Source organism: Paraburkholderia sp. MM5384-R2, assembly GCF_014201025.1.
Lineage (GTDB): Bacteria > Pseudomonadota > Gammaproteobacteria > Burkholderiales > Burkholderiaceae > Paraburkholderia > Paraburkholderia tuberum.
This window is the reverse complement of record NZ_JACHDI010000018.1, coordinates 19,563-45,530: the sequence shown is the minus strand read 5'-3', so window position 1 is coordinate 45,530 and position 25,968 is coordinate 19,563. Positions and strand designations below refer to the sequence as shown.

The window sequence follows — 25,968 nt, the reverse complement described above, 5'->3', positions numbered from 1 at the left end:
GTCTAAAGTTGACTTCCGTGAAGGCAGCTCAGGCGGCGAGCACTTCGCTGTTCGCCTTCTTCGCGGCGAGTTCGCCGAGCGCGCGCTTGTATTCGGTCGGGAACACCTTCACGAACTGACGGCGTGCCGCGTCCCAGTTTTCGAGCAGCGCCTTCGCGCGCGGAGAGCCCGTGAACTGGAAGTGACGCTCGATGAGCCCCTTGAGCAGCGCTTCGTCGGTCGTGCCGCGATGCCACACGCCCTGATCGACCGTGCGCTCCTGTTCGGCCTGTTGCAGCACCGGTTCGAGCGCGACCATCGACTTGTTGCACTTGCTCGCGAACATGCCCTCCGGATCGAACACGTACGCGATGCCGCCCGACATACCGGCCGCGAAGTTACGGCCGGTCTCGCCGAGCACGACGACCGTGCCGCCCGTCATGTATTCGCAACCGTGGTCGCCCGTGCCTTCGACGACCGCCGTCGCGCCCGAGTTACGCACGCAGAATCGCTCGCCGGCCACGCCGCGGAAGAAGGCTTCGCCTTCGATCGCGCCGTACATCACCGTGTTGCCGCAGATGATGTTCTCTTCCGACTTGCCGCGGAAATCGTTGGTCGGACGGATGATGATGCGGCCGCCCGACAGGCCCTTGCCCACGTAGTCGTTGCCGTCGCCGACCAGATCCAGCGTGATGCCCTTCGCGAGGAACGCGCCGAAGCTCTGACCCGCGGTGCCCTTCAACTGGATGTGGATCGCGTCGTCCGCGAGTCCTTCGTGGCCGTACTTCTTCGCGATCGTGCCCGACAGCATCGCGCCGACCGTGCGGTTCACGTTGCGCACCGGCTGGATGAACGACACGTGCTCGCCCTTCTCGATCGCGGCCTTCGCCTTCTCGATCAGCGTGTGGTCGAGCGCGCGGTCGAGGCCGTGATCCTGCACGTCGACGTGCTTGCGCGCGACTTCAGCCGGCACTTGCGGCTGGTAGAACACACGCGAGAAGTCGAGGCCCTTCGCCTTCCAGTGCTCGATACCCTTCTTCGTGTCGAGCAGTTCCGCGCGACCGATCAGGTCGTCGAACTTGCGGATACCGAGTTGCGCCATGATTTCGCGCGCCTCTTCCGCAATGAAGAAGAAGAAGTTCACGACGTGTTCCGGCTGGCCCTGGAACTTCGCGCGCAGCACCGGATCTTGCGTCGCGACTCCGACCGGGCACGTGTTCAGATGGCACTTGCGCATCATGATGCAGCCTTCGACGACGAGCGGCGCCGTCGCGAAGCCGAACTCGTCAGCGCCGAGCAGCGCGCCGATCACGACGTCGCGGCCGGTCTTCATCTGACCGTCGGCCTGCACGCGGATACGGCCGCGCAGTTGGTTCAGCACCAGCGTCTGCTGCGTTTCGGCGAGACCCAGTTCCCACGGCGTGCCCGCATGCTTGATCGACGACAGCGGCGATGCACCCGTGCCGCCGTCATGACCGGCGATCACGACGTGGTCGGCCTTCGCCTTCGCGACACCCGCGGCAACCGTACCGACGCCCGACTCCGACACGAGCTTCACCGAGATGCTCGACGACGCGTTCACGTTCTTCAGATCGTGAATCAGCTGCGCCAGATCTTCGATCGAGTAGATGTCGTGGTGCGGCGGCGGCGAAATCAGGCCGACGCCCGGCACCGAGTACCGCAGCTTGCCGATGTAGTCCGACACCTTGTGACCCGGCAGCTGACCGCCTTCGCCCGGCTTCGCGCCCTGCGCCATCTTGATCTGGATCTGGTCGGCCGACGCGAGGTACTCCGCCGTCACGCCGAAGCGGCCCGACGCGACCTGCTTGATGCGCGAGCGCAGCGAATCGCCTTCCTTCAACGGAATGTCCACGACCACTTCGTCGCCGATCACGGACTTCATTGTGTCGCCGTTCCTGATCGGAATGCCGCGCAGTTCGTTGCGGTAACGGTTCGCGTCTTCACCGCCTTCACCGGTGTTCGACTTGCCGCCGATGCGGTTCATCGCGACGGCGAGCGTGGCGTGCGCTTCGGTGCTGATCGAGCCCATCGACATTGCGCCGGTCGCGAAACGCTTGACGATGTCCTTCGCCGGTTCGACTTCGTCGAGCGGGATCGCCTTGGTCGGATCGAACTTGAACTCGAACAGGCCGCGGAAGGTCATGTGGCGCTTGGTCTGATCGTTGATCAGATGCGCGTATTCCTTGTACGTCTGGTACGAGTTGCTGCGCGCCGAGTGCTGCAGCTTGGCGATCGCATCCGGCGTCCACATGTGTTCTTCGCCGCGCACGCGGTACGCGTACTCGCCGCCCGCGTCGAGCATGTTCGCGAGGACCGGGTTGTCGCCGAATGCTTCGCGATGCAAACGGATCGCTTCTTCCGCGACGTCGAACAGACCAATGCCGCCGACTTTCGACGACGTGCCGTGGAAGTACTTCGACACCAGATCCGCGGCGAGACCGACCGCTTCGAAAATCTGCGCGCCGGTGTACGACATGTAGGTCGAAATACCCATCTTCGACATGACCTTCTGCAGGCCCTTGCCGACTGCCTTCGTGAAGTTGTAGACCGCCTTCTCCGCCGACAGGTCGCCCTTCAGGCCGGCCGCGAGCTGGGTCAGCGTTTCCATCGCGAGGTACGGGTGCACGGCTTCCGCGCCATAGCCCGCGAGCAGCGCGAAGTGGTGCGTTTCACGCGCCGAACCGGTTTCGACGACGAGACCCGTGCTCGTGCGCAGACCCTGCTGCACGAGGTGCGTGTGGATCGCGGCCGTAGCGAGCAGCGCCGGAATCGCGACGTTGTCGCGGTCGGTCTTGCGGTCCGACACGATCAGCATGTTGTAGCCGGACTTGACCGCATCGACGGCTTCCGCGCACAGCGACGCAAGGCGTGCCTCGATGCCTTCCTTGCCCCAGGCGACCGGATAGCAGATGTTCAGTTCGTATGAGCTGAACTTGCCGCCCGTGTACTGATCGATCGCGCGGATCTTCGCGATGTCCTTGAAGTCGAGCACCGGCTGCGACACTTCGAGACGCATCGGCGGGTTGATGTTGTTCGTGTCGAGCAGGTTCGGCTTCGGGCCGATGAACGACACGAGCGACATCACCATGTTTTCACGGATCGGATCGATCGGCGGGTTCGTGACCTGCGCGAACAGCTGCTTGAAGTAGTGATAGAGCGTCTTGTTCTTGTTGGACATGACCGCGAGCGGCGAGTCGTTGCCCATCGAGCCGACGGCTTCCTCGCCCGCTTGCGCCATCGGCGCCATCAGGAACTTCAGGTCTTCCTGGGTGTAGCCGAACGCCTGCTGGCGATCCAGCAGCGCAGCAGCTTCGCGGCGTTCCGTCACGACGTCTTCGGCCTTCGCCTCGATCTCGTCGAGCTTGATGCGCACGGCGTCGATCCAGCTCTTGTACGGCTTGGCGTTCGCGAGGTTGTCCTTCAGTTCCTTGTCGTCGATGATGCGGCCGTGCTCCATGTCGATCAGGAACATCTTGCCCGGCTGCAGACGCCACTTCTTGACGATCTTCGACTCGGAAATAGGCAACGTGCCGGCTTCCGACGCCATGATGACGAGGTCGTCGTCGGTGACGATGTAGCGCGCCGGGCGCAGACCGTTACGGTCGAGCGTCGCGCCGATCTGGCGGCCGTCGGTGAACGCGATGGCGGCGGGGCCGTCCCACGGCTCCATCATGGCGGCGTGGTATTCGTAGAACGCGCGGCGATTTTCGTCCATCAGCGTGTGCTGTTCCCAGGCTTCCGGAATCATCATCATCATCGCGTGGACGAGCGGGTAGCCGGCCATCACCAGCAGTTCGAGACAGTTGTCGAACGATGCCGTATCCGATTGGCCCGGATAGATCAGCGGCCACAGCTTCGGCAGATCGTCGCCGAGTACGTGCGAGGCGATCGCGCCGGTACGCGCGTTCAGCCAGTTGACGTTGCCCTTCACCGTGTTGATTTCGCCGTTGTGGGCGATCATGCGGTACGGGTGAGCCAGTTCCCACGCCGGGAACGTGTTGGTCGAGAAGCGCTGGTGCACGAGTGCGAGCGCCGAGATGGTGCGGTCGTCCTGCAGGTCGCGGTAGTACACGCCGACCTGGCCCGCCAGCAGCAGACCCTTGTAGACGACCGTGCGCGCCGACATCGACGGCACGAAGTATTCCTTGCCGTGCTTGAGCTTCAGCGCCTGGATGCGATGGCTCGCGGTCTTGCGGATGATGTACAGCTTCCGCTCGAGCGCGTCGGTCACCATGATGTCCTTGCCGCGGCCGATAAAGATCTGGCGGATCAGCGGCTCGCTCGCCTTCACGGTCGGCGAGATCGGCATGGCGTGGTCGACCGGCACGTCGCGCCAGCCGAGCACGACCTGACCCTCGGCCTTCACCGTGCGCTCGAGCTCCTGTTCGCAGGCGATGCGCGACGCGTGCTCCTTCGGCAGGAAAATCATGCCGACGCCGTATTCGCCAGCCGGTGGCAGCGTCACGCCCTGCCGGGCCATCTCTTCGCGATAGAAGCCGTCCGGAATCTGGATCAGGATGCCCGCGCCGTCGCCCATCAGCGGATCGGCGCCGACGGCGCCCCGGTGATCGAGGTTCTCGAGAATCTTCAGGCCCTGCTGGACGATTTCGTGACTCTTGTGGCCCTTGATATGAGCGACGAAGCCGACGCCGCAGGCGTCATGCTCGTTTTGCGGGTCGTACAGACCTTGGGCGGCGGGAACCGGGTGAATCGGTTGCTGGTGGTCGTTCATGGGGACACCGTCTGTGAGGAGGCCGGACAGGCCGTTAAACCATTGTTTTTTGCCGCAGTGCGCTTCGCGAGCGCGACGGCGCTCTTCTCGCAGCAACACTGCGCGGGACGAAAAGCGTCGGAAATCGGAATATACGCGACGAATCAACGAAATAGCAAATAAAACCTAGTGATCAGCCCCCGATTATCAAATTGGTGCATTGCGATTATTTTTTATTGGTGCCATATCAATTTGGGGCAAAAGAAAACGGCATACGACATGCCGCCTTCATGCAGTCCCTTGATGCAAAACGCTTTAATCGGATTTAAAGCGGCTCTATCGGCGCCGCCGGGGCATCGCCCTGCCGCCGCCTCACTGCGTATGCGGCGTCTCGCGCACCTTGCGTGGCCGGCCACGCGGTAGGGGTGACACACGTCGGTTGGCCGCGCGCGCCGCCCATTCGCGGTACGTGTCGCTGCCGAGCACCCAGCCCTTCAACGTGGCTTGCTGGAGCTGACTTGCCTCGCGCTCGTCGAGCGGCTGCTCGCAGAGTTCGCGATAAGCACGCTGTCGCTCGAACGGCGTATTGCCGAGCGACCAGTAAAGGGGGTGATCCGTGATCAGACTGTCGAGCGTGAGGCCGATGTGATGACGATAGCTCGACCAGCGATAATCCTCGGCCGCGTTGACCAGCTGCAAGCGCACCGGACACATTTCCACGACCCGGCTCGCAAGCAGGAAGTAGCGCTCACCCTCGATCACGGTGGCCCGGTAACGGCCTTCCCACAAGGTGCCGCGACGCGCATAGCGCCGGTTGAAATGCGCGACGTAGCGCCGCCCGACGGCCTGCATCGCCTTGGGCAGGCTCGACTCCTCGGTGGGCGTGACGAGCAGTTGCACGGCGCCCGGCATCAAGGCGTAAGCGTGGATGGAGAGGTGATGGTCCCGGGAGGCCGCCTTCAGACAGTCAATGAAAAGCTCGTAGTCCTGGTCGTCGACGAAGGCGGGCTGCTGGTCGAGCCCGCGGAGGATGACGTGCTGCGGCTGGTCGGGGACATAAAGACGTGCAAGCCGTGCCATGCTGGAGTGTCCAATAGTCGCGTTGGTATATACCCGAAGGTCCGAAGAGCCGCATGGGCGCAAGGTTCGGCGCCATGCGGCCAAGCCAGAAACCACGCGGTGCTTAGGGAGAAAACTCTACCCGCCGCGTATGGTTTGTTTCAAACGTTGTAGTCATAATGAGCGGGCCTTTTTTGGAGGAGCACATATGAAATTAAAACAGGCCGTAACGGGGATGGCAGTGCTAGCCTGCATGAGCACGGCAGCGCACGCACAATCGGCCGGCACCATTGTCTTCTCGACGGGCTGGTTCCATCTGGCGCCCCAATCGAGCAGCGACCCACTGACCGTGACCAGCATTGGCGGTAGCCCAACCAACATCACCGAAGCCAACACCGGCGCCTCGCTGAGTTCGGCCGATACCATCGGTTTCACCGCCGGCTACTTCGTCACCGACCATATCGCAACCGAATTCGTCATTGGCGTCCCCCCTACTTTCGATCTGTACGGCACGGGCAGCTTCGCGCAGTTCGGCAAGCTCGGGCAGGCCAAACAGTGGAGCCCGACGCTGCTGTTCAAGTACTACTTCAACGCGCCGACCGCTTCGTTCCGCCCGTATCTCGGTCTCGGTGTGAGCCGCGTCTGGTTCACCGACGAACACATTTCCAACAGCGCATTCGAAGCCAACGTTCTGCATGGTCCGACCAGTGTGTCGACGGATAGTTCGTGGGAACCTGTGTTTAATGCGGGCTTCACGTACGCCTTCAATCAGCATTGGTTCGCCGGCGTGTCGATCTCGTACCTGCCGCTCAGCACGACCGCAAAGCTCACTTCGGCATCGGCCACGCCGGTCGGCACGCTGACCGTGCAATCGCAAACCAAGATCAAGCTGAACCCGATCGTCACTTACGTCAACGTCGGTTACCGTTTCTAACGCTTCGCTAGAGCGGGTAGCTTGAATTAGGGTAGTCGAATTTTCGCGACCTGGGGAACGCCGTCATCGAACCGATCACGGCGTTTGCATTTGGCGTCTCAGTTGCATCGGGATGGCAGCGTCATCCGGCATCAGCGTTTGTAAATTTGACGCGAATTCGGCGCGTCCAAGTGCAAAATCCGGCGACGATACGGGCACACCCCATCCTGTCGCGAGCCGCACGCGTGCAGCGGTGCCGGCGATGCAACGCTTGGCATCGAAGTTGCGTTTAGATGGCGTTTCCTATGCGACGACGTGATACTGCGTCTGCGCATTGCGTGTCCGCGCGACGATGCGCGGGGCCTTTCAACTCATCGACGGAGCGACCATGACAGCACTTCCAAATACGCGAGACGCCCTCGGCGAATCCTGGACCAGCGCGAGTCGCCGCGCGCGGCGCATCGCTCGCCACAGCCGCCACGCGGCCGAAGATATCGCGGTCGAGTTGCGCACCCTGCTGTCGGAACTCGAATCGACCTTGGCCGACGGCACGCAGGCCGACGCCGTGGCCCTGCGCGGCAGGCTGCGCAAACAGTTGGACGCCGCGCGCGAGCGGCTGAACGACACGCGCGACGCGATGCGCGATCGTGCGGGCGTCGCGATCTCGGACGCCGATCACTACGTGCATGAAAATCCGTGGCAGACGATTGCGATCGTCGGCGGGCTTGCGCTGGTGGCGGGGGCGCTGTTCGCGTCCCGTTCGCGATGACGCTGGCTTGCGCGGTTTGACGGTGCCGGCAAGGGGGCGCGACGGCCGCTTCGATGCGGCAACGCTGAGCGTTACAGCCCTTGCCGCGCCCAGCCGCCAGCGGCTAGTTATCGTCGATCACGAACAGCCGCCGATACTCCTTCAGCGCGTAACGATCGGTCATCCCCGCGATGTAATGCGCGATCAAACGCGGCTGACGCGTCGCATCGGCCGACTGATAGTCCGGCGGCAGCAGCCGCGGGTCGTCGGTGAACGCGTCGAACAGGCCGACCACGACGCGGCGTGCCTTGTTGGCCATGCGCATCACGCGATAGTGACGGTACATGTTTCTGAACAGGAAGCGCTTGAGCGCCGCGGCCTGCGCGGCGATCGCATCACTGTGCGCGACGAGCGGGGGCGCCGCGCGCACGTCGTCGAGTGACGCCGGCGCGTAGCGCGCGAGATTGGCCCGCGTCGTTTCGATCAGATCGACGATCAGCGTATTGATCACGCGCCGCACCGTCTCGTGAATCAGCCGACGCCCCTCGATCTGCGGATAGTCGCCGCGCGCCGCCTCGCAGTGCGTCTGCCAGAGTTCCACTTCGGCGAGCTGCTCGAGCGACAGCAGACCGGAGCGCAGACCGTCGTCGACGTCGTGATTGTTGTACGCGATTTCGTCGGCGACGTTGGCGATCTGCGCTTCGAGCGACGGTTGCCGCCCTTCGAGAAAGCGCTCGCCCAATGTCCCGAGCCGGCGCGCGTTGTCGCGTGAGCAATGCTTGAGAATGCCCTCGCGCGTCTCGAAGCACAGGTTCAACCCGTTGAACGCTCCGTAGTGCTCTTCAAGTTCGTCGACGACCGTGAGGCTCTGCAGGTTGTGCTCGAAGCCGCCATGTTCGCGCATGCATTCGTTCAACGCATCCTGGCCGGCATGGCCGAACGGCGTATGGCCGAGATCGTGCGCGAGCGAAATCGCTTCGACGAGATCTTCATTGACGCGCAGATTGCGCGCAACCGAGCGCGCGATCTGCGCAACTTCGAGGCTATGGGTGAGGCGCGTGCGAAACAGGTCGCCCTCGTGGTTGACGAATACCTGAGTCTTGTATTCGAGCCGCCGGAACGCGGTCGAGTGGACGATGCGGTCGCGGTCGCGCTGAAACTCAGTACGCGCGCTCGGCGCGGTTTCCGCATAGCGACGCCCACGCGACTGGCTCGAATGCGCCGCGTACGGCGCGAGATGCGCTTCGAGCGCCTGCTGGGTCGGCGCGGGGACGGCGGGTGTGGCAACCGCGGCAGCGGCATCCGCGGTGCTGACCGTGGCGGCGATGACGCCGTTCCCGACGCCTGCGCGCGCGCTCGTCGTGTCATGCTGGATATCGTCGCTGCGCCTGTCAGTCACCGGGTCCTCCGAAACATGGGCGGCGCCTCGTGAGGCGGGTGCGTGAAGCGTGGCTGCAGGGCCGTGTTGAATCTAGACGGCGGCGGCCAGCGTCGCATGCACGTCGGCGTCGGGCGCGCGGGTGATCAGTGTCTCACCGAAACGCTTCAGCAGAATGAACTTGATCGCGCCGGCTTCCGCCTTCTTGTCGATCTGCATCAGCTCGATGTAACGATCCGCGCCAAGCGCGGGAGCACGAGTGGGCAGATGCGCGGCAAGCACGACGTCGACGAGCCGCTTGCGCGACGCTTCATCGAGATGGCCGAGCCTCACGGACAGATCCGCCGCCATCACCATTCCGCAGCCGACCGCCTCGCCGTGCAGCCACTCGCCATAGCCGAGTCCGGCTTCGATCGCGTGGCCGAACGTGTGACCGAAGTTGAGGATCGCGCGCAAACCACCTTCGCGCTCGTCCTGCGCCACCACCGACGCCTTGATCTCGCACGAGCGTTTGACTGCCTCGATCAACGCCTCCGGTTCGCAGCGGTTCAAAGCCTCGATATTGGCCTCGATCCAGGTGAAGAATCCGGCGTCGGCGATTGCGCCGGTCTTGATGACCTCGGCGATGCCCGCCGCGAGTTCGCGTTCGGGCAACGTACGCAATGCGCCGATGTCAGCGATCACCGCCCGAGGCTGGTAGAACGCGCCGATCATATTCTTGCCCAGCGGATGATTGATGCCGGTCTTGCCGCCGACCGACGAATCCACCTGCGACAGCAACGTGGTCGGCACCTGGATGAACGGCACGCCGCGCATGTAGCAGGCGGCGGCAAACCCGGTCATGTCGCCGATCACACCGCCACCGAGCGCGATCAGCGTGGTCTTGCGGTCGGCGCGCGAGCCGAGCAGCGCGTCGAAGATCAGGTTCAGCGTCTGCAGATTCTTGTGTGCTTCGCCGTCCGGCAAAACCACCGTGGACACCTGCTTGTTCAGCGGCGCAAGCGCTGCGCGCAGCTTGTCGCCGTAGAGCGGATCGACGGTGCTATTGGTGACGATCGTGACCGAGTTGCCGGCGATATGCGGCGCGAACAGCGCGGTCTGGCCGATCAGGCCGGCACCGATATGGATGGGGTAGGCGCGCTCGCCCAGTTCGACGTTGACGGTAATCATACGGTCCATTATGAAGCAGGATGTTTGGCGACGCCGGCCATCTCGAGCTGCATCAGAACCATGTTGACGAGTCCGTTGACCGAGGGCCGGCCGGTTTCGATCACGAAGTGCGCACATTCGCGGTACAGCGGGTCGCGCACTTCATAGAGCGCTTCGAGGCGCGCCTTGGGGTCTTCCGTTTGCAGCAGCGGGCGATTCTTGTCGCGCCGCGTGCGCAGCCACAGGTCATGCGGATTGGCGCGCAGATAGATCACGAGGCCACGGCTTTTCAACGCTTCGCGGTTTTCCGGCCGCAGGACTGCACCGCCGCCGGTCGCGAGCACGATATTGTCGCGCCCGGTCAGCTCGGAGATCACGCTCGCTTCGCGATCGCGAAAGCCCGCTTCGCCCTCGAGCTCGAAGATCACGGGAATGCGCGCGCCCGTGCGCGCCTCGATTTCATGGTCGGAATCGAAGAACGGGCGCTCGAGACGGCGCGCAACCGCCCGACCCACAGTGGTTTTTCCTGCCCCCATGAGCCCTACGAAAAAAACATTGGCGTGTGCGTCCCGCGCTTGCAACGGTGTCCTCTGGCTAATCCGGTGTAGTTCGTGCCGCAGCTTACTGGCAAAGCGGCTGCCTTGTCGAGCCTGCGCGCCGCCGGCGGACGGCGGTGCATGCGTGCCCTATATGCCCTAATTTTCCCGCACCACGCGCGGCGTGATGAAAACCGCCAGTTCGCTACGCGTGTCGCGATGAGTCCGATGGCGGAACAATGCGCCCAGAACCGGTATTTTGCCGAGGAGGGGCACCCGCTCGACGTCGTCACGGTCGTCGGTCTCGTAAATTCCGCCGATCGACACCGTACCGCCATCCTCGACCTCGACGCGCGTTTGCACGTGCTTGGTGTTGATCGCGGGCCCGGCGTCGGTCTGCTCGCCGACGCTGTCCTTCGCGACGTCGAGATCGAGCACCACGCGGCCATCCGGCATGATCTGCGGCTCGACCTCCAGTTTGAGCGTCGCCCGACGAAACTGCACGCCCGATACGCCCTGGCCGACCTTCGCCTGATACGGCAACTCGGTGCCCTGCTCGACGATCGCCTTCATCCGGTCCGCGGTGACGACCCGTGGGCTCGACACGATTTTCCCATGCCCTTCGGACTCGAGCGCCGAGAGTTCGATATTCAGCAGCCGGGTCGCGTGAGCCGCGAACAGCGTGAGGCCGGCGGTCGCGGCATCGAATCCGGAGATCGGTCGGGCCGACAGATCGTACACGGAGCCGTCCGTCCCACCCGTCAGCCCTCTCGACGTACCGTCCGCGCTGGTGCCGGCGAGCGACAGCCGCACCCCGAGATTGCGCGAAAAGCCCTGCTCGCCTTCGACGATCTGAGCCTCGATCAGCACCTGGCGAGTCGGCCGGTCGACGGAAGCGATCAGCGCCGCGATCTGCTCGAGTCGCCCCGCGAGATCGGTGACGAACAGCAGGTTGGTGCGCGGATCAGCGGTGACGGCGCCACGTTTGGACAGCACGCGCTGCGTGCCGGAACCGGTCAGCAGGCGACGCACGTCCTCGGCGTGCGCGTAGTGCAGCTCGAAGGTGCGGCTCGCGAGCGGCTCGAGGTCCGCGGCGCGCGCGTGGGCTTCGAAGCGCTGACGTTCGCGCGCGGCGAGTTCGGCGGCAGGCGCGACCCAGATTACGTTGCCGTGGCGCTCCATCGCCAGATTGTTGACGTCGAGCAAGGTGTCGAACGCGGTGCGCCACGGCACCTTGTCGAGGCGTATCGACACGGCGCCGCGCACTTTGTCGCTGGCGACGATGTTCAGGCCGGTGAACTCGGCGAACGCTTTCAGGACCGCGCCAAGTTGCGCACGCTGAAAGTTCAGCGAGATCGGCTCGTTGCCCGCGGGAAGGCCCGAGTCCGTACTCGCCGATGCGTCGGCGAGGCGCGGCCGCGGCGGCAGCGGGACCGGCGGCCCTTCGAGACTGGGCGTGCCGGCACTGTCGTCGCGAGCCGGGGTGGCGGGCTGGTTTGGCGAAGGCGGCGGCATCGGGCCGTTGGCGACGTCGTCCGGGGAGGCGTCGGGCGCTATCGCGGAACGCGCGGCCGGCTGGAGCGTGTCCGGCTCCCGGGCCGCGCCTGGCGTGGAAACGTCGCCGAACGGATTGGCCGCCTGGCCGATGCCGCCGCTCGGCAGCGGCGCCGTCTCGTAGGCGGTGTTGGCCGATACGGCCGGGTCGTCGAGCGCTGCGTAAGTCGGCAACGGCGGCAGCAGCAGTGGCGTCGCTGCCTGTGCGACGCCGGCACCCAGCGTCGCGGCGACGTAGAGCCCGAAACACCGTCCGGAGACGACGCGGACCTCGCGTCCGACACCCGGCGTCGCCACGCTCCATCGCTTGAGCGGGCGCATCATGACGCCTCCGTCAGCGTCAGCGTGCGCGTCGCGCCGCCGTTCGCGAGCGTAATGCCAAGCGCGTCGAGCTGTGTGACCCGCTCGACGCCCAGTCGTTGCCCGGCCGCGACCGTCGTCGTGCCGTCTGGCGTGTCGAGCAGCGCGAGCCCGCGGGTACGATCGCGCAGCAAACCGACAAGGCGCAACTCAGAAGCATCGCCCAGCTCGCCGCTCGCGGAGATCTGCGACTTCGCAAACGGATCGAAGAACACGAGGCCTTCGTCGTCATCGTCGACAGCCTCGTCGGCGTCAGGGCTCGCCTCGGCGCTCGCAATCGGGGTGTCGGGCACCGGCCGCAGCGCGGCGTACACCTGCAGCGTCGCGGCCACCGCGAGCCCTTTGCCGTCCTGCTTGACGGTCACGTCGACGGGAACGATCAGCACCGGCAGTTGCGCGAGCCCGTGGAAAAACGCCATCAGGTGAACGAAGTCGGTGCGCGCGGTGAGCTGCAGCACGCGCATCCGCTCGACGCCCTCGCCGCTCGCCGCGCCCGGTTCCACCGCAAGCAGCGCGACGCCGCTTTGCGTGGCCAGCTCGGAGACGATGCGCACGTCGTCGGCGGAGTTCCACGACACGGCGCTCGACGCCGTGGCCGGCATCGCCGCGGCTGCACGGCGCAGCGACGACAGCTGTGCGAGCGTGTGCCGCGCGTCCGCGAGACGCTGCGTGCTGACCGCGAGCGCCGCGCGGCTCGCTTCCAGTCCGGCGAGATCAGCCGCGTTCCAGCCGTACGCGCCGACGCCGAACACGAGCACTGCAAGCGTCGCCGCGACGAGCCGGCGACGGCGCCGGCTCCACGCCTCGAGCGGCATACGCGCCCGCTTGACCCAGCGCGAAAAACCCGCGGACCCATGCGCCGCACCACCCGCCTCGAAAAAGGTCGTGCTCATCGCGCACCTCCCGTTGGTGCGGCCTGCAGGGCGCGCGTCGCTTTGTGCGGCGGATCGCCCCAGCTCAGGCGCGCATCGAACTCCACGGGTCCGCCTATCACCTGTTCCGTCGACGCGCCGCCCTTCCCCGTCGGCCGATGCAGATCGCGCATCTCCGCGCCCTGCACGCCGTGGATCGCGCCGAGCCGCTTGAGCCACTCAGCCGACGCGATATGGTCACTCGAAGTCGCCAGCAATTCAGTCTCGTACTCGCGCTGGCGCAGCTGCCGCAACACGACGCGATCGCCGGGTTCGAAGCTCAGCGCGTCGAGCAGATCGCGCAGATGTGCGAGCGGCCTCGCGAGACTCGCGGCGCGCGCCGCGGCTTCGCGCTCATCCTGTTCGGCCCGCGACAGCTTCGCGTGCTCCGCGAGCGGCACGGCGAGCGGAGTCAGCGCCTGTCCGGCCGCCGCGCGCCGCGCATCGAGCCGCGCTGCGGCGAAGCTCTGCCAACCGGCGACGAGCGACACACCCGCGGCACCGACACAAGCAGCCACAGCCCAGTCGCGCATACAGCGGCGCCGCGCGAGTCGCGCGTTGCGTTGGCGATACGGCAGCAGATTGAAGCCGCCCAGCCACGGTACAGCGGCGCGCTGATCGGCACGCGCGGCGACGCCAGACGAAAACGACAGAACGGTCTTCATTCCAGCACCCCGCGCAACGCGAGCCCAAACGCGACCGCGCCAGCCGGCTCGTGCAGCAAGGCGTCGTCGAGCGGCCGCGCGTGGCTGCCGAGCAGCGCGCATTCGAACGGCAGCGCCGAGCAGCCGAGCACGTCGCCAATATCGGCGAGTGAAAAGCCTACGCCGTCGAGCAGATCGATTTCGCCGCCGATCAGCGCGCAGTCGAACTCCGGCCCGTGCGTGAGATCGCGCAACGCGTCGGCGAGATCGGCATGCTCGGGCGCCGGGTAGCGCATCTCGCCGACGCTCGCGCCATCGACGACGCTCCAGCCGTACACGCCGTCCGTACCGACCCACACCGCCGCGTACGGCTCGTTCGGGTCGAGCTCGCGACTGGCCGCGTGGCGCAGCGCGCGCAATGCCGCGTGCGGTTCGCCATCGATCGCGGACAGCGAAATCCCTGCGGTCGCGGCGCATTCGATCCGCGCTTCGAGATGCTGACGCGCGGTCGCGGCGATCTTCACCGAGCGCACCGGCGACGGCGTCTCGTCGACGTACCAGTCGACCGCGAGCGCATGACGCTCGAGGCCGGCGATGCGCTCCGCCTCTCCCATCACCGCGGGCGCAAGTCCGGCGAGCGCAACGCCGCCGTCCTCCGCCTCGCAGTCGCTCTGAGCGGCGAGCCGCGCGAGCGGCACTGTCGTCGTCAGCGTGGCCGACGAAGGCACGGCCATCGCGCAGCGCAGCGCGTGCGTCGCGCACACGCGCGGCAAACCGGCGAACGCATCGCGCAACGCCCGCGCGACGGCCTGCCGATCGACGATCTCGGCGCCCGCCATGGTGCCGGCCGCGAGCGGCACCGTGCTCATATGTTCGAGATGCAGCGCGCCCCGGGCGCGTTGACTCACCACGACGAGACGCACGTTTTGCGAACCGACATCGATGCCGGCGGCGAAACGCTGCCGGCCCTCCCGCACCGCCTGAAGCCACGAATTTTTATAGGCCATACCGCCCTCCCTCTGACTCACGCGACGAACCATTCGAACGCGAGTAACGAGCGATCATTGTCGGCAGACGCACGTCCTAACGACATTCAGCCGAATGGCTAACGCGGATGCGAAGCCGCCCCGAGCGACATCAAAGCGACTACAGTTGGGACTACAGCGAAGTCATTCCCGCGCCGCCTGGCGTGTGCCGATTGCACGTTATTCGTAAGCTTGTCGAAAGCAGAAAAACCCTGGCGGCTATAATCGCGGGACTGTTTTTCCGGTACTCCTATGCAAGCCACGTCTCCTGCGTCCCCACCGCCCGCGCCGAAAAAGCGCAAACGTCCGTTATGGCTGAAGCTGATCCTCGGCTTTGTCGGCTTGATCGTGGCGGGCATCGTATGCGTGGCGCTGGTGCTCGGCTATGCGCTCGTCGTCGCGACGCCTAACCTGCCGTCACTCGATGCATTGACTGACTATCAGCCCAAAGTGCCGCTGCGAATCTATACGGCCGACCACGTGCTGATCGGCGAATTCGGCGCGGAGCGGCGCGACATCGTGCACATCCAGGACGTGCCCGACAACCTGAAGAAAGCGATCCTCGCGATCGAGGACGCGCGCTTCTATGAGCACGGTGGCGTCGACCTCACCGGCATCGCGCGAGCCGGCTTCGTCGCGCTGACCAACGGTCATGCGACGCAAGGCGCGAGCACGATCACGATGCAGGTCGCGCGCAACTTCTTCCTTTCCAGCGAAAAGACGTACACGCGCAAGATCTACGAGATGCTGCTCGCGTACAAGATCGAGTCGAAGCTGAGCAAGGATCAGATTCTCGAGGTGTACATGAATCAGATCTATCTCGGTCAGCGCGCGTACGGTTTCGCGAGTGCCGCGCGCGTGTACTTCGGCAAGGATCTGAAGGACCTGACGCTCGCCGAATCGGCGATGCTCGCCGGTCTGCCGAAGGCGCCCTCCGCGTATAACCCGGTCGTCAATCCGAAGCGTGCGAAGGTGCGCCAGGAGTACATCCTGCAGCGCATGTACGAATTGCACTACATCACTCAGGAACAGTACGACGAGGCGAGCCGGCAGCGGCTCGTCGTGAAGGGCATGGGCAAGGAGTACAGCGTGCACGCGGAATACGTCGCGGAAATGGTGCGGCAGATGATGTACGCGCAGTATCGCGAGGAAGCCTATACGCGCGGCCTGAACGTCGTGACCACGATCGACTCGGCCGATCAGGACGTCGCCTACCACGCGGTGCGCAAAGGCTTGATGGACTACGAGCGCCGTCACGGCTATCGCGGCCCGGAGGCGTTCATCGATCTGCCGGCCGACGCCGACGAGCGCGAGCAGGCCATCGACGACGCGCTGCTCGAACATCCCGACAATGGCGAAATCATCGCGGCCGTCGTCACGGCGGCGAGCCCGAAGCAGGTCCAGGCGGCGTTCATCGACGGCAATGTCGCGACCATTCAGGGCGACGGCCTGCGCTATGCGCAGTTCGCGCTCGGCCCGCGCGCGCAGCCGAATCAGCGCATCCGGCCCGGCGCGATCGTGCGGCTCGTGAAGAACGACGAGGGCGACTGGTCGATCACGCAATTGCCCCAGGTGGAAGGCGCGTTCATCTCGCTGGTGCCGCAGGACGGTGCGATCCGCTCGCTGGTCGGCGGCTTCGACTTCAACAAGAACAAGTTCAATCACGTGACGCAGGCGTGGCGTCAGCCGGGCTCCAGCTTCAAGCCGTTCATCTATTCGGCGTCGCTCGAAAAGGGCCTCGGGCCCGCCACGATCATCAACGACGCGCCGCTCTTCTTCAGCGCCGCCGAAACCGGCGGCCAGGCGTGGGAGCCGAAAAACTACGGCGGCGGCTTCGACGGTCCGATGACGATGCGCACCGCGCTGCAGAAGTCGAAGAACCTCGTGTCGATCCGCATCCTGAACCAGATCGGCCCGAAGTACGCGCAGCAATACATCACGCGGTTTGGCTTCGACGCGGACCGCCATCCCGCCTATCTGCCGATGGCGCTCGGCGCGGGTCTCGTGACGCCGCTGCAAATGGCCGGCGCGTTCTCGGTGTTCGCCAACGGCGGCTACCGGATCAATCCGTATCTGATCGCGGAGGTCACCGATCAGCGCGGCATCGTCGTCGCGCACGCGCAGCCGCTCGTGGCCGGGCAAAGCGCGCCGTTCGCGATCCAACCGCGCAACGCCTACGTGATGAACAGCCTGCTGCAAAGCGTCGCGCAGCACGGCACCGGGGCGAAGAGCAACGTGCTCAAGCGCACCGATCTCGCCGGCAAGACCGGCACGACCAACGATTCCCGTGACGCGTGGTTCGCCGGCTATCAGCACACGCTCACCGCGATCGCGTGGATCGGCTACGACAACCCGCGCAGCCTCGGCGACAAGGAAACCGGCGGCGGCCTGGCGCTACCGGTGTGGATCGAGTACATGGGACGCGCGCTGAAGGGGGTGCCCGAGTACAAGATGCCACGCCCCGACGACGTCAGCGAAATCGGCTCGGAGCTTTATTTCGACGAGTTCACGCCGGGCCACGGTTTCATCGCGACGGTCGGCGTCAGTCAGGCGACGCTCGATGCGGAGGCGAGCGCGGCAGCCGCCGCTCCGGAACAGGTCGGCGAACAGGAAAAGCAGGACATCATGAATCTGTTCCGTGGGCACTGAGGCTGCGTCGATGTCCCGCTAGAAAAGAAAAAACCGCCGCGTTCGTTAAGCGGCGGTTTCGTTTTGAGAGCGTCTCGCGCTTATTACACCGCGCTCATAGCGCGGCGATCCGCACCGGCTCGCCAGCCTGCTGCGTCGCATACTGCGATAGCGCCGCGAAAAACTCCGCGCCGCTGCGCGTGTCGCGCCATTCACCGTCGACGAAACGGAAGTGGAAACCGCCGGCCTTCGCCGCGATCCAGATCTCGCTCATCGGCGGCTGAAGGTTGACGATGATCTTCGTGCGGTTCTCGAATTCGAGCGTCAAAACGTTGCCGCTGCGCTCGAGCTCGATGTCGGCGTCGATGTCGTCGAGCGCGCTCTCGATGGCGGCCAGCACGGCTTCCGCACGGGTCAGGTAATCACTATCGGACATGCTAAACTCCATCGATTATTCATTCAGGGACAGTCATGCGAGTCGTAACTCGGATGCGCGCGGCAGCGCCCGGCCGCGCGATTGTAGCGGTTTTGGTCATTCTCGCAGGTTGTGCGCTTACCGGCTGCGGCCAACGCGGCTCACTCTATCTGCCGACCGTACCGCCGATGCCTGCCCCGCCGGCTCACCGCACGCAAACGCCATCGACCGATCGAACGCAACCGGCTAGCGGCAGCGCGGCCGACACGGGTTCGATCCCGGACACCTCGGGCACGCCGCTCACGCTCGCCCCCGAAGACCAGCTCGCGGCGCCGCCCGCTTCGGCGGCATCGGCTCCCGCCGTGCCGCTGCCCGCCTCTGCCGTCCCCTCCGTTCAATAAGACTTTCGCATGACTCGATCCGCATTTGACTACGTCGACGGCGTGTTGCACGCCGAAGGCGTGTCCGCCGTTTCCCTCGCCGAGCAGTTCGGCACGCCGCTCTACGTCTATTCACGCGCCGCGCTCACCGCTGCTTGGAACGCCTATGCGGGCGCCTGCGCGGGGCGTCGCGCGAGCGTGCACGTGGCCGTCAAGGCCAACAGCAATCTCGCGGTGCTGAACGTGTTCGCGCGCCTCGGCGCGGGCTTCGACATCGTGTCGGGCGGCGAGCTCGCGCGCGTGCTCGCGGCTGGCGGCAAAGCGGAAAACACCGTGTTTTCGGGCGTTGGCAAGCAGGCAAGCGAAATGCGCGACGCGCTCGCGGCGGGCGTCAAATGCTTCAACGTCGAATCGATTTCCGAACTCGACCGCCTCAACGCGGTGGCGGGCGAGATGGGCAAGAAAGCGCCGGTGTCGCTGCGCGTGAATCCCGATGTCGATGCGAAAACGCATCCGTACATTTCTACCGGACTCAAGACCAACAAGTTCGGCGTCGCCTTCGAAGATGCGCGTGCCACCTACCAGGCGGCCGCGGCGATGCCGAATCTCGAGGTGATCGGCATCGACTGCCATATTGGCTCGCAGATCACCGAAGTCGCGCCCTATCTCGACGCGATCGACAAGGTGCTGGAACTCGTCGAGCAGATCGAGCAGGACGGCGTGTCGATTCGCCATATCGACGTCGGCGGCGGTCTGGGCATCACCTACGACGACGAAACGCCGCCGGAAATCGGCGAATTCGTGCGCACGGTGCTCGATCGCATCGAAGCGCGCGGCCACGGTCACCGCGAAGTCTATTTCGAGCCGGGCCGCTCGCTGGTCGGCAATGCGGGCGTGCTGCTCACACGTCTCGAGTTTCTGAAGCCGGGCGAGGACAAGAACTTCGCGATCGTCGACGCCGCGATGACCGATCTCGCGCGCCCCGCGATGTACGACGCCTATCACGCCATCGAGCCGGTCGTGAAGCGCGACGTCCCCGCGCATGTGTACGACGTGGTCGGCCCGGTCTGCGAAAGCGGCGACTGGCTCGGCCGCGAGCGGCTGCTCGCGGTCGAACCCGGCGATCTGCTCGCGATCCGCTCGGCCGGCGCGTACGGCTTCGTGATGAGCTCGAACTACAACACCCGTGCGCGCGCCGCCGAGGTGATGGTGGATGGTACACAGGCGCATGTGGTTCGCGCGCGCGAAGAGCTCAAGCAGCTGTTTGCGGATGAAACGATACTGCCGGCGTAAACGTCAGTACCTGCGGCAGAGCGCGAAGGTCGAGCGCAGCAACGAAAATGGCGATGCCACGGTGGCATCGCCATTTTTATTTGAAACAGCGTGACGCCAATAAACTCGCCATCATCGTCGGCGCGTTCCCATCCTCCGCTCACGGATCCACACCACCAGCCGCCATCCCAGCAATGCGATCATCACCACGCCGTAGATCTTCGGCAGCAGCAGGTCGTGCTTGCCCGCCTTCATCCACCAGAAATGCAGGATCGCGAGCACGCCGATCGCATAGATCGCGCGATGCAGCGTCTGCCAGCGACGTCCGAGCTTGCGCACCATCGCGCGCGGCGACGTGACCGCAAGGGCGATCAGCAGCACGAACGCGGCGAAGCCCACCGTGATGAACGGCCGCTTGCCGATGTCCTTCAGAATCTCGGCAACATCGAACCACTTGTCGAACCACAGGTACGTGGTGAAATGCAGCGTCGCGTAGAAGAACGTGTAGAGCCCGAGCATGCGGCGGAAACGCATGAACGCGGCGACGCCGGTCAGACGGCGTAGCGGCGTCACCGCAAGCGTGATGCACAGGAACACGAGCGTCCACAGGCCGGTCGAGCGCGTGATGAATTCAATCGGATTCGCGCCGAGCCGGTCGGTCAGGCCGAACAGCACGAGGCGCACGAGAGGATAGAGCGCCGCGATGAAGACTGCGACTTTGGTGGGCACGACCCAGCGCGCGCCGCCGGTGGAGCGCAGCTTCGCCGCCGACGCCGACGAGGTCCGCCGCGTCGCAGGCTCGGTGCGGGTGACAGTTTGCGTATCGGAAACCATCGCGCTCGCCCTAGAAGTTCTTCTTCAGGTCCATGCCCTGATAGAGCGACGCGACCTGATCGCCGTAACCGTTGAACATCAGCGTCTTGCGTTTCGGCGTGAAAAAGCCGTCTTCGCCGATGCGCCGTTCAGTGGCTTGACTCCAGCGCGGATGATCGACATTCGGATTCACGTTCGAATAAAACCCATATTCGTTCGACGCGTACGTGTTCCAACTCGTCGGCGGCTGCTTTTCGACGAAGCGGATTTTCACGAGCGACTTCGCGCTCTTGAAGCCGTACTTCCACGGCACCACGACGCGCACCGGCGCGCCGTTCTGATTCGGCAGCACCTGGCCGTAGAGGCCCATCGTCAGTAGCGTCAGCGGATGCATCGCCTCGTCCATCCGCAGGCCTTCGGAGTACGGCCAATCGAGTATGGGTGCCGACAACCCTGGCATCTGCGACGGATCGGCGAGCGTGATGAACTGCACGTACTTTGCATTGCCGGTCGGCTCGACGCGTTTGATCAGCTCCGACAGCGAGACGCCGATCCACGGCACCACGATCGACCAACCTTCGACGCAGCGATGCCGGTACACACGCTCCTCGAGCGGCGCGAGCTTCAGCAGATCGTCGATGTCGTACACCTTCGGATTCTTGATCTCGCCCTCGACGCTCACCTTCCACGGACGCGGCCGCAACGTGCCCGCGCGCTGCGAGGGGTCGGATTTATCGGTGCCGAACTCGTAGAAATTGTTGTAGGTGGTGATGTCCTTGTACGGCGTGATCTTGTCGAGCGCGACGAACCTGGTGTTGGTTTTCGCCGCGAGCTTCTGCGCCTTCGGATCGGGCGACGAGTAGGTCGCGAGCGCCTCGCCGCTCACGCCGATCAGGCTGCCGAGCGCCATCGCGCCCGCCGCCTGCAGGATGCGTCGCCGGTTTTCGAACACGTGCCGCGGCGCGATTTCGCTGCGCGCGATGTCATCGCCGGTCAGTTGAATTCTGTCGCTTCGCTTGATCCACATCGTGCTACTCCTTGCCGGCCCGCCGCGTCGCGCGCGTTGCGGAGCCTTATTGATGATCGCCCCTTTGGGGGCGTCTGTCATCCACGGGTAGTTGCTCAGGTGCTCGACTGGCGAACACCGGGGAGCAACGAATATTCCATCGGCCATAAAAAAACCGCCGGTGCGAAAGCACGCGGCGGTTCTTAGTCGGTTCAGCGCGGCGGATCTTACAGCTTGCCGTAGCTATGCAAGCCCGACAGGAACATGTTCACGCCGAGGAACGCGAAGCTCGTGACCAGCAGCCCGGTCAGCGCCCACCACGCGGCGAGCGCGCCGCGCAGTCCCTTCATCATACGCATGTGCAGCCAGGCCGCGTAGTTCAGCCACACGATCAGCGCCCACGTCTCCTTCGGGTCCCAGCTCCAGTAGCCGCCCCAGGCTTGGGCGGCCCACAGCGCGCCGAGAATCGTCGCGATCGTGAAGAACGCGAAGCCGACCGCGATCGACTTGTACATCACGTCGTCGAGCACGTCGAGCGCCGGCAGACGATCCGCGAGCACGCCGCGTTCCTTCGCCAGATATGCGACGCCGACCATCGCCGACAGCGCGAAGCTGCCATAGCCGATGAAGTTCGCCGGCACGTGAATCTTCATCCACCAGCTTTGCAGCGCCGGCACGAGCGGCTGGATCTGCTGCGCGTCGCGCGCGACCGAGTACCACATCAGGAAGCCGACGGCTGCGCCGATCACGAGCAACACGAACGCGCCGAGCGCGCGCGTGTTGTAGTGCTGCTCGTAGTACAGATAGAACAGCGCGGTGATCAGGCTGAACAGCACGAACACTTCATAGAGGTTCGAAATCGGAATATGGCCGACGTCCGCGCCGATCAGATACGACTCGTACCAGCGCACCATCATGCCGACGAAGCCCATCAGCACCGCCGCCCACGTCATCTTCGAGCCGATCGCGGCGCCGGTCGGCGAGCGCGACAGCAGCGCGATCCAGTAGAACAGGGTCGCGAATACGAAGAGCGCGCTCATCCACAGGATCGCGGACTGGCTCGACAGGAAATACTTGAGGAAGAAAGCGTTGTCGGCGCGGCTCAGATCGCCGTGGTAGATCTGGATTGCGAGCAGCGACAGCGCGGCGATTCCCGCCATCAGCGGACGCACCGGCTTCCAGCGCCAGCCGAGCACGACGAAAACCGGCACCGCGCACATCAGCACCAGTTTGTCGTAGTAGTTCATGAACGGGTAATAGCGCGACAGCGCGAACCCGGCGCCCCCGACGAGCGCGAGCGCGAACAGCCAGTCGACGATACCCAGGCGTTTCAGGAACGGCCGTTCGTCGAAGTTCGGGAGTTCGGGCGTGCTGCTCGCAAACGCCTTGTCGGCGCGTGAAGCAGAAGAAGAGGAGGAGGAAACCTGAGTCAAGTCCATGATCTTACCGGGTCGAATCCTGTGAGCTTGCCGACGCAGCGGCGGCCTGACCGGCCGGGCTGCCATCGGCTGCTTCGATGAGTTTCGCGCCCAATGCGGCGCTCACGGCGGCCCGCGTCTGGACGAACTCTTTCTCGAAGTCTAGCGTCTTACGCGCGCTCGACATCGCCATTACGACGCTCGTGCCGTGGTCCGTGTCCTTGAGCCAGAACCACAGACGCCGTTCGCGAACGTAGAACATCGAGAAGATGCCCAATACGAGAAGCAGGCTGCCAAGATACACGACTTTTTTGCCCGGCGCGCGCGTCAACTGAAATACCGAAGCTTGCACCTGCTTGAATGAGTCAAGTTGCAAATAAACCGGCGATCCATACAGAAAGCTGTCGGAAATCGCATTAAGCGAACTCTGGATGAAGCGGCTCGTGTCCGCATCGGCTGGCGCGGCGGGCTCGCCGAGCCGCTGGCGCGACAGTTGCCACAAGTCCCACGTCACGCCTTCGAGCATGCGAAGCAGCAGGCCCGCGGCCTTTTCCTGCTCGCCCTTCGGTACCGAGCGGTCGATAAACCCAGCGACCGCCTGGAAGCCGCCAAGTGTTTCGCCATTCGGCATCTTCATGCTGCTGTCGGCGCCCGCAAAAAGGGTCAGCACCCGCAAGGCGCTTTCCTCCAGATGTTGCTGCAACTCCGCGTTTGAACCCGGTACCGAACGCTGCGCGAATTGATGAGCGGCGATGGCCCGTTGGTTCGGGTCTTCCAGCGTGGCGCGCAGATTCATCCATTCCTTGAGCGTGCCGCCGCTGTCGGCGGGAATTCGCAGATAGCGGAACGGGTCGTCGGGATTCAAGCGCATGCCGGCGAGGAACATTTTTTCGCCGTTCACGTCGACGGGCAGCATGTAGTTGTTGTATTCGCGCGCCTGGCCATCCTTGCCGCGAATCTTGTACTGCACCGACGGGCCGACATTGTGCAGATCGAGCGGCTTCGACGTCTTCGCGCCGGAGCCGAGGCGCTCGTCGAACGCTTCCTTAAGCGAGTGCTGCGCGACAACCCCGCGCGCATCGTTCTGCCCGTTGCCTTTCGAGATGTTTTCGACGTTGATCGCGCGGAAGTCGGTGAATTCGACGGTCTGGCCATCGGCCAGCGGCGTGGCCGAGCTCAACGGCGCGCTGCCGCCGATCGTGCCGCCAAACGGCGCGGGCTTTGCACTCGGGCCGGACATCGGGAAGGCAGTCATCTGCATCTGCGAGCCGCCGTCCTGGAAGCTCGATTGATAAATCGACACGCCGTCGTATTCGAACGGCTTGTTGACCTCGACGCGCGCCGGCACGCGCGCGCCGGTCTTGTGATCGATCACGACGATGTCGCTCGCGAACAGCTTCGGCATGCCGGTCGAGTAGTAATCGACGATGAACTTGTTGAGCTCGATCGAAAACGGCAGGTCCTGGATCAGCGAACCATTGGGCTGATTCAGGATCGCGGTCGACACGTGCTGCCCTTCGGGTACCCACGCGTAGCCGCGGAACGTCGGGTTCGATTGCGACAGCCGATGCTCGGGCGAAATCTCGTTGATCACCGTGTTCGAGTTGATCGGCGACTTGTCGAACAGCCACATTTGCAGTTTGATCGGCAGATTGCTGTCGAGCAGGCCGCCGAGGCAGATCACGACGATCGCGAGGTGCGCGAAGATGTAGCCGAACTTCGTCAGCGCGCCACGCTTCGCGGCGATCAACGTCGCGCCGTCCGACTCGCGCGTGACGAACTTGTAGCCGAGCTTCGCCGACAACCTTGCGAGCACCGCCGCCGACTGCGCGCGCGTGCCGTGCACCGCGAACTCACCCTTGTGATGGAACGCGCGCAGGCTGCCTTCTCGAACCTTGTCCTTCCAGCTCTTCGCGTCGGCGACCATCTTCGGCGCATTGCGGATCACGCAGAGCGACACAGACACCATCAGGAAGCCGAGAATCAGCATGAACCACCACGAGCTGTACACCGTGTAGAGGCTCAGCGCGCGGAAGATGTCCGCCCAGAACGGACCGAACTGGTTGACGTAGTTGGGATACGGATCGTCCTGCGTGAGGACGGTACCGATGATGCTGGCGATCGACAGAATGACGAGCAGCGCAATGGCGAAACGCATCGAGCTCAGGAGCTCGATGGCGCTGCGCATGACGCGATTGCCCGACTTCGACTGCAGACCCGACGTGGTGACGCTCATTCAATCTCCGACTGAACAGCAAAAAAGGGTGAAGGGCTGTCGTAGCGACGACACCCTCACCCTTTTCTTGTTTTTCACCGGCCTCGCCGGGCCGGTTGGATTTGCGCGGACGAAGCGCTTAATGCAGGCCCGCGATGTAGTCGGCAACCGCTTTGATTTCGTTGTCCGACAGACGCGATGCTATCGCATGCATCGCGTCGTTGTTATTACGAGCGCCCGGACCTTGCGTGAACGCGGTCAATTGCGTCACCGAGTACTCGGCCCACTGCCCCGACAGGCGTGGATACTGGATCGGAATGCCCTGCCCCGTGGGCCCGTGACAGGCCGCGCAGGCCGGCACCCCGCGGTCGGCAATCCCACCGCGATAGATCTGCTGCCCCACCGCGACGGTCTTCTTGTTGTGCGCATAGCCTGGCTTGGGCGTCTGCGTCGAGAAGTAAGCCGCGACGTTGATCATGTCCTGATCGGAAAGCGCTGCGGCCATGCCCGCCATGATCGCATTGTTGCGCGCGGCCTGTTTGGCGCCCGGCTGCGGCTTGAAATCTCTGAGCTGCTTGACGAGGTACTCAGGATGCTGGCCCGCCAGTTTCGGGTATGCGCCGCCGGCACTGTTGCCGTCTGCGCCGTGACATGACGCGCATACCTGTACCGCGATTGCCTGCCCCCGATTGATGTCCGGCTTTGCCGGATCTGCTGCTCGTGCCTGAATTGCCAAACCTGAAAGACCTGCCGTTACATGAAGCACCATCAGAGTCTTGCACAGTCGATTCATTCGCACACCCTGTCTCGTCTTGTGGGATTTTAGATGTTCT

General features: G+C 64.4%; 20 protein-coding genes. 5 read left to right on the top strand and 15 right to left on the bottom strand.

Annotated features, from left to right (window positions below; genetic code table 11):
* Window positions 1-28: 28 nt before the first annotated feature.
* Both HDG37_RS25340 and HDG37_RS25335 read right to left on the bottom strand, forming a co-directional pair.
* The gene (locus HDG37_RS25340) at window positions 29-4,732 is read right to left on the bottom strand and encodes a glutamate synthase-related protein (protein ID WP_184052259.1); all 4,704 of its coding nucleotides are present in this window, start codon (window positions 4,730-4,732) and stop codon (window positions 29-31) included.
* Between the two features lie 351 nt (window positions 4,733-5,083).
* Complete coding sequence (locus tag HDG37_RS25335) at window positions 5,084-5,791, bottom strand: transposase (protein ID WP_013090727.1); 708 nt, start codon at window positions 5,789-5,791, stop codon at window positions 5,084-5,086.
* Between the two features lie 187 nt (window positions 5,792-5,978).
* Between HDG37_RS25335 and HDG37_RS25330 the strand changes: the two genes are divergently transcribed.
* On the top strand, window positions 5,979-6,704 hold the full coding sequence (locus tag HDG37_RS25330) for an OmpW family protein (RefSeq protein ID WP_184052257.1): 726 nt from the start codon (window positions 5,979-5,981) through the stop codon (window positions 6,702-6,704).
* Between the two features lie 367 nt (window positions 6,705-7,071).
* Window positions 7,072-7,452, top strand: a complete 381-nt coding sequence (locus HDG37_RS25325; protein WP_013090729.1) for a YqjD family protein — start codon at window positions 7,072-7,074, stop codon at window positions 7,450-7,452.
* 103 nt (window positions 7,453-7,555) lie between these two features.
* Here HDG37_RS25325 and HDG37_RS25320 read toward each other — a convergent pair whose 3' ends face one another.
* From HDG37_RS25320 to pilM, 7 genes are all read right to left on the bottom strand, one after another.
* Window positions 7,556-8,758, bottom strand: a complete 1,203-nt coding sequence (locus tag HDG37_RS25320; RefSeq protein ID WP_311541596.1) for a deoxyguanosinetriphosphate triphosphohydrolase — start codon at window positions 8,756-8,758, stop codon at window positions 7,556-7,558.
* A gap of 144 nt (window positions 8,759-8,902) precedes the next feature.
* Window positions 8,903-9,988, bottom strand: coding sequence for a 3-dehydroquinate synthase (gene aroB / locus HDG37_RS25315; protein ID WP_184052253.1), 1,086 nt, complete (start codon window positions 9,986-9,988; stop codon window positions 8,903-8,905).
* The gene (locus HDG37_RS25310; RefSeq protein ID WP_090802131.1) at window positions 9,988-10,539 is read right to left on the bottom strand and encodes a shikimate kinase; all 552 of its coding nucleotides are present in this window, start codon (window positions 10,537-10,539) and stop codon (window positions 9,988-9,990) included. The genes aroB and HDG37_RS25310 overlap by 1 nt, the downstream gene beginning before the upstream one ends.
* 114 nt (window positions 10,540-10,653) lie before the next feature.
* Window positions 10,654-12,372: a type IV pilus secretin PilQ gene (gene pilQ, locus HDG37_RS25305; protein ID WP_184052251.1), complete on the bottom strand. Its 1,719-nt coding sequence runs from the start codon at window positions 12,370-12,372 to the stop codon at window positions 10,654-10,656.
* On the bottom strand, window positions 12,369-13,301 hold the full coding sequence (locus HDG37_RS25300; protein ID WP_184052249.1) for a hypothetical protein: 933 nt from the start codon (window positions 13,299-13,301) through the stop codon (window positions 12,369-12,371). Before HDG37_RS25300 ends, pilQ begins: the two co-directional genes overlap by 4 nt.
* Window positions 13,298-13,984, bottom strand: a complete 687-nt coding sequence (locus HDG37_RS25295; protein WP_184052247.1) for a fimbrial assembly protein — start codon at window positions 13,982-13,984, stop codon at window positions 13,298-13,300. The genes HDG37_RS25300 and HDG37_RS25295 overlap by 4 nt, the downstream gene beginning before the upstream one ends.
* Window positions 13,981-14,970 carry a pilus assembly protein PilM gene (pilM, locus tag HDG37_RS25290; RefSeq protein WP_184052245.1) on the bottom strand — a complete coding sequence of 330 codons (990 nt, stop codon included), beginning with the start codon at window positions 14,968-14,970 and terminating at the stop codon, window positions 13,981-13,983. The genes HDG37_RS25295 and pilM overlap by 4 nt, the downstream gene beginning before the upstream one ends.
* 270 nt (window positions 14,971-15,240) lie before the next feature.
* On the opposite strand from pilM, the gene HDG37_RS25285 reads away from it, so the two are divergent.
* Complete coding sequence (locus HDG37_RS25285) at window positions 15,241-17,637, top strand: penicillin-binding protein 1A (protein ID WP_184052243.1); 2,397 nt, start codon at window positions 15,241-15,243, stop codon at window positions 17,635-17,637.
* A 94-nt stretch (window positions 17,638-17,731) separates the two neighbouring features.
* Here the strand turns inward: HDG37_RS25285 and cyaY are convergent, their stop codons facing one another.
* On the bottom strand, window positions 17,732-18,052 hold the full coding sequence (gene cyaY, locus HDG37_RS25280; protein ID WP_090802140.1) for an iron donor protein CyaY: 321 nt from the start codon (window positions 18,050-18,052) through the stop codon (window positions 17,732-17,734).
* A gap of 35 nt (window positions 18,053-18,087) precedes the next feature.
* Here cyaY and lptM point away from each other — a divergent pair, with 35 nt between their 5' ends.
* A complete protein-coding gene (gene lptM / locus HDG37_RS25275; protein ID WP_090802141.1) occupies window positions 18,088-18,432 on the top strand; it encodes an LPS translocon maturation chaperone LptM in 345 nt (114 codons plus the stop codon).
* Window positions 18,433-18,441: 9 nt separating this feature from the next.
* Window positions 18,442-19,704 carry a diaminopimelate decarboxylase gene (gene lysA, locus HDG37_RS25270; RefSeq protein ID WP_184052241.1) on the top strand — a complete coding sequence of 421 codons (1,263 nt, stop codon included), beginning with the start codon at window positions 18,442-18,444 and terminating at the stop codon, window positions 19,702-19,704.
* A 111-nt stretch (window positions 19,705-19,815) separates the two neighbouring features.
* On the opposite strand, the gene msrQ is transcribed toward lysA, so the two are convergent.
* From msrQ to HDG37_RS25245, 5 genes are all read right to left on the bottom strand, one after another.
* Window positions 19,816-20,517 (bottom strand): protein-methionine-sulfoxide reductase heme-binding subunit MsrQ, encoded by a 702-nt coding sequence (gene msrQ, locus HDG37_RS25265; RefSeq protein WP_184052239.1) that lies wholly within the window; start codon window positions 20,515-20,517, stop codon window positions 19,816-19,818.
* 10 nt (window positions 20,518-20,527) lie between these two features.
* The gene (gene msrP, locus HDG37_RS25260) at window positions 20,528-21,523 is read right to left on the bottom strand and encodes a protein-methionine-sulfoxide reductase catalytic subunit MsrP (RefSeq protein WP_184052237.1); all 996 of its coding nucleotides are present in this window, start codon (window positions 21,521-21,523) and stop codon (window positions 20,528-20,530) included.
* Window positions 21,524-21,729: 206 nt separating this feature from the next.
* Complete coding sequence (gene ccsB, locus HDG37_RS25255) at window positions 21,730-22,941, bottom strand: c-type cytochrome biogenesis protein CcsB (protein ID WP_184052235.1); 1,212 nt, start codon at window positions 22,939-22,941, stop codon at window positions 21,730-21,732.
* A gap of 4 nt (window positions 22,942-22,945) precedes the next feature.
* On the bottom strand, window positions 22,946-25,156 hold the full coding sequence (locus tag HDG37_RS25250; RefSeq protein ID WP_184052233.1) for a cytochrome c biogenesis protein ResB: 2,211 nt from the start codon (window positions 25,154-25,156) through the stop codon (window positions 22,946-22,948).
* A gap of 118 nt (window positions 25,157-25,274) precedes the next feature.
* Complete coding sequence (locus HDG37_RS25245) at window positions 25,275-25,928, bottom strand: cytochrome c (RefSeq protein WP_090802150.1); 654 nt, start codon at window positions 25,926-25,928, stop codon at window positions 25,275-25,277.
* Window positions 25,929-25,968: the final 40 nt, after the last annotated feature.